Here is a 3,787-nt window from a genome sequence, read left to right as displayed (position 1 = left end):
CCCCGCGCCGGACGGGCCGCCCCCGGAGGGGGGTGCGGGGCGGCCCGTGGGGTGGGTGCGGTTGAGGGTGCCCGCACCTGGTCCGGTCGGTGCTGCGGGTCAGGCGTCCGCTGCGGGTCGGGCGTCCAGTGCGGCGCGGGCGTCGACGAAGGCGGCGACGGCGCGTTCGACGTCCTCGGTGCTGTGCGCGGCGGAGAGCTGGACCCGGATCCGGGCGGCGCCGTGCGGCACCACGGGGTAGGAGAAGCCGATCACGTAGACGCCGCGCTCCAGCAGGAGTTCGGCGAGGCGGCCGGCCCTGGCGGCGTCGCCGACCATGACGGGGGCGATGGCGTGCTCGCCGGGCAGGATCTCGAACCCGGCCTCGGTCATCCTCGTCCGGAACAGCTCGGTGTTGGCGCGCAGCCGCTCGCGCAGGTCGTCGCTGGTCTCCAGCAGGTCGAGCACGGTGAGCGAGGCGGCGGCGATCACCGGGGCGAGCGAGTTGGAGAACAGGTAGGGGCGGGAGCGCTGGCGCAGCAGGGCGACGATCTCGCGGCGGGCGGCGACGTAGCCGCCGGAGGCGCCGCCGAGGGCCTTGCCGAGGGTGCCGGTGATGATGTCGACGCGGTCGGTGACGCCGTGCAGTTCGGGGGTGCCGCGGCCGGTGGGGCCGACGAAGCCGACGGCGTGCGAGTCGTCGACCATGACCATGGCGTCGTAGCGGTCGGCGAGGTCGCAGATCTCGCGCAGCGGGGCGATGTAGCCGTCCATCGAGAAGACGCCGTCGGTGACGATCAGGCGGCGGCGGGCGTCCTGGGTGTCCTGGAGCTGCTTCTCCAGGTCGGCGAGGTCGCGGTTGGCGTAGCGGTGGCGGCGGGCCTTGGAGAGGCGGATGCCGTCGATGATGGAGGCGTGGTTGAGGGCGTCGGAGATGACGGCGTCGCGCTCGTCGAGCAGGGTCTCGAAGACGCCGCCGTTGGCGTCGAAGCAGGAGGAGTACAGGATGGTGTCCTCCTGCCCGAGGAACTCGGACAGGCGCTGCTCGAGTTCCTTGTGGACGTCCTGGGTGCCGCAGATGAAGCGGACGGACGCCATGCCGTAGCCCCAGCGGTCGAGGGCGTCCTTGGCGGCGGCGACCACGGCGGGGTGGTCGGCGAGGCCGAGGTAGTTGTTGGCGCAGAAGTTGAGCACCTGGCCGCCGTTGCCGGAGGTGACGGCGATCTCGGCGGACTGCGGGGTGCCGATGACGCGTTCCGGCTTGAACAGGCCGGCTTCGCGGATCTCGGCGAGGGTGGCGGCGAGGTCGTCGCGGACGTTCTCGAACACGGTGGTGTCGCTCCTAACGAGTGGTCGGCGGGCGTGGCGGGGAAGCGCTTACAGCGTCGTCCAGTCGAGGATGACCTTGCCGCAGTTGCCGCCGGCGGCCTCGTCGAAGGCGGCCTCGAAGTCCCGGGCGGCGTGCCGGCCGGTGATCACCGGGGTGAGGTCGAGTCCGCCCTCGAGCAGCACGGACATCGCGTACCAGGTCTCGAACATCTCGCGGCCGTAGATGCCCTTGATGGTGAGCATCGAGGTGACCACGTGGGCCCAGTCGATCGGGAAGTCGTCGGCGGGCAGGCCGAGCATGGCGATCTTCCCGCCGTGCGTCATGTTGGCGATCATCGACTGCATCGCCTCGGGGCGGCCGGACATCTCCAGGCCGACGTCGAAGCCCTCGCGCAGGCCGAGCCGGTGCTGGCCGTCCTCGATGGTGTGCTGCGAGACGTCCAGGGCGAGGGTGACGCCGAGCTCGCGGGCGAGGTCGAGGCGGTACGGGGAGACGTCGGTGATCATGACGTTGCGGGCGCCGGCGTGCTTGGCGACGGCGGCGGCCATGATGCCGATCGGCCCGGCGCCGGTGACCAGGACGTCCTCGCCGACCAGCGGGAAGGACAGCGCGGTGTGCACGGCGTTGCCGAACGGGTCGAAGATCGCGGCGACGTCGAGGTCGACGGGGACGCGGTGCACCCAGACGTTGCTCGCGGGCAGCGCGACGTACTCGGCGAAGGCGCCGTCCCGGTTGACGCCCAGGCCGATGGTGTTGCGGCACAGGTGGCGGCGCCCGGCCAGGCAGTTGCGGCACTTGCCGCAGACCAGGTGGCCCTCGCCGCTGACCAGGTCGCCGACGCTGACGTCGGTGACGGCGGCGCCGACCGCGGCGACCTCGCCGACGAACTCGTGGCCGATGGTCATCGGGGTCTTGATGGTCTGCTGGGCCCAGTTGTCCCACGTGCGGATGTGCAGGTCGGTGCCGCAGATGCCGGTGCGCAGGACCTTGATCAGGACGTCGCCGGGGCCGATCTCCGGTTCCGGGACGTCGGTCATCCAGAGTCCGGGTTCGGCGTTCAGCTTGACGAGTGCCTTCACGGCGAGCGCTCCTGACGCGGGGTTCGGTGGGTCTGCGGGTCTGCGGGTCGGCAGGCCGCGGGGCGGGCGCTGCGGGGTCGCAGGCCCGGTGGGGCGGCCCGGCGTGCGGCGGTGGCCGGCCGGGCAGGGTGAAATCTGCCTGGTCACGGCGGGTGCGGTCCATCGAGGAATTCTTAACGGGTGCCACAGCTGGGCTGAACGATCGTGCCCGAGCTGGGCGTGGGGTCCGGTTCCGGCGTGCCGCAAGACACCCGGACGGAGCAGTGCCGGGGCGGTGCCCGGAGGGCGCGCGAAGGGCCCTGACGGAGGGTCAGCGGACCGTCCGCGCCTTGACCTGGCCTTGACATAACCAATTGGTCCAGTCCATTTTGTTGTGCGCGCTCCCTACGCACCTCCGCCCCCATCCCCCACTGGAGGTACCCGTGCACGCCCCCAACCGCCGCGCCACCGCGGTCGGCGCCGCCGCGCTGCTGCTGGCGACGGCCGCCGTCGCCGCCGTCCCGAGCAGCGCGAGCGCCGCGAACATCCTGACCAACCCCGGCTTCGAGACCGGCACCCTGAGCGGCTGGACCTGCTCCGGCGGCCTCGGCTCGGTCGTCTCGACCCCCGTCCACGGCGGCGGCAAGGCGCTGGCCGGCGCGGCCAGCGCCTCGGACAACGCCAAGTGCGTCCAGACCGTCACGGTGCAGCCCAACACCACCTACTCGCTGTCGAGCTGGGTGCGCGGCAACTACGTCTACCTCGGCGTCACCGGCGGCACCTCGACCTGGACGCCGTCCGCGGCCGACTGGAAGCAGCTGACGGTGAGCTTCACCACCGGCGCCTCGCAGACCACCGCCGAGGTGTACCTGAACGGCTGGTTCGGCCAGGGCACGTACTACGCGGACGACATCAGCCTGGACGGCCCCGGCGGCGGCACGCCGGACACCCAGGCGCCCACCGCCCCCGGCAACCTGACGGCCACCTCGACCGCGGCCACCCAGGTCTCGCTCTCCTGGGGCGCCTCGACCGACAACGTCGCCGTCACCGGCTACGACGTGTACCGCAACGGGACGCTGGTCACCACCGTCACCGGCACCAGCGCGACCGTCACCGGGCTGAGCGCCTCCACCTCGTACACCTTCACCGTCAAGGCGCACGACGCCGCGGGCAACGCCTCCGCCGCCTCCAACTCGCTCGCCGTGACCACGCCCGCGGGCGGCGACCAGCAGGCGCCGACCGCGCCGAGCGGCCTGACGGCCACCTCGACCGCGGCCACCCAGGTCTCGCTCTCCTGGGGCGCGTCCAGCGACAACGTCGGCGTCACCGCGTACGACGTGTACCGCAACGGGACGCTGGCGACCAGCGTCACCGGCACCAGCGCGACCGTCACCGGGCTGAGCGCCTCCACCTCATACAC

The 3,787-nt window shown here is 72.3% G+C and carries 3 protein-coding genes; 1 reads left to right on the top strand and 2 read right to left on the bottom strand.

Annotation, left to right across the window (positions count from 1 at the left end):
* Positions 1–99 precede the first annotated feature (99 nt).
* Positions 100–1,308, bottom strand: coding sequence for a glycine C-acetyltransferase (locus ACFUEL_RS36730; RefSeq protein WP_380242082.1), 1,209 nt, complete (start codon positions 1,306–1,308; stop codon positions 100–102).
* A 48-nt stretch (positions 1,309–1,356) separates the two neighbouring features.
* On the bottom strand, positions 1,357–2,388 hold the full coding sequence (tdh, locus tag ACFUEL_RS36725) for an L-threonine 3-dehydrogenase (protein WP_380242080.1): 1,032 nt from the start codon (positions 2,386–2,388) through the stop codon (positions 1,357–1,359).
* Between the two features lie 422 nt (positions 2,389–2,810).
* Between tdh and ACFUEL_RS36720 the strand changes: the two genes are divergently transcribed.
* On the top strand, positions 2,811–3,787 hold a 977-nt coding region (locus ACFUEL_RS36720; protein WP_380242078.1), incomplete at its 3' end, for a fibronectin type III domain-containing protein.

The organism is Kitasatospora sp. NPDC057198, assembly GCF_042670125.1.
Taxonomy (GTDB): Bacteria; Actinomycetota; Actinomycetes; order Streptomycetales; family Streptomycetaceae; genus Kitasatospora.
This window is presented reverse-complemented; position numbering and strand designations above follow the sequence as displayed.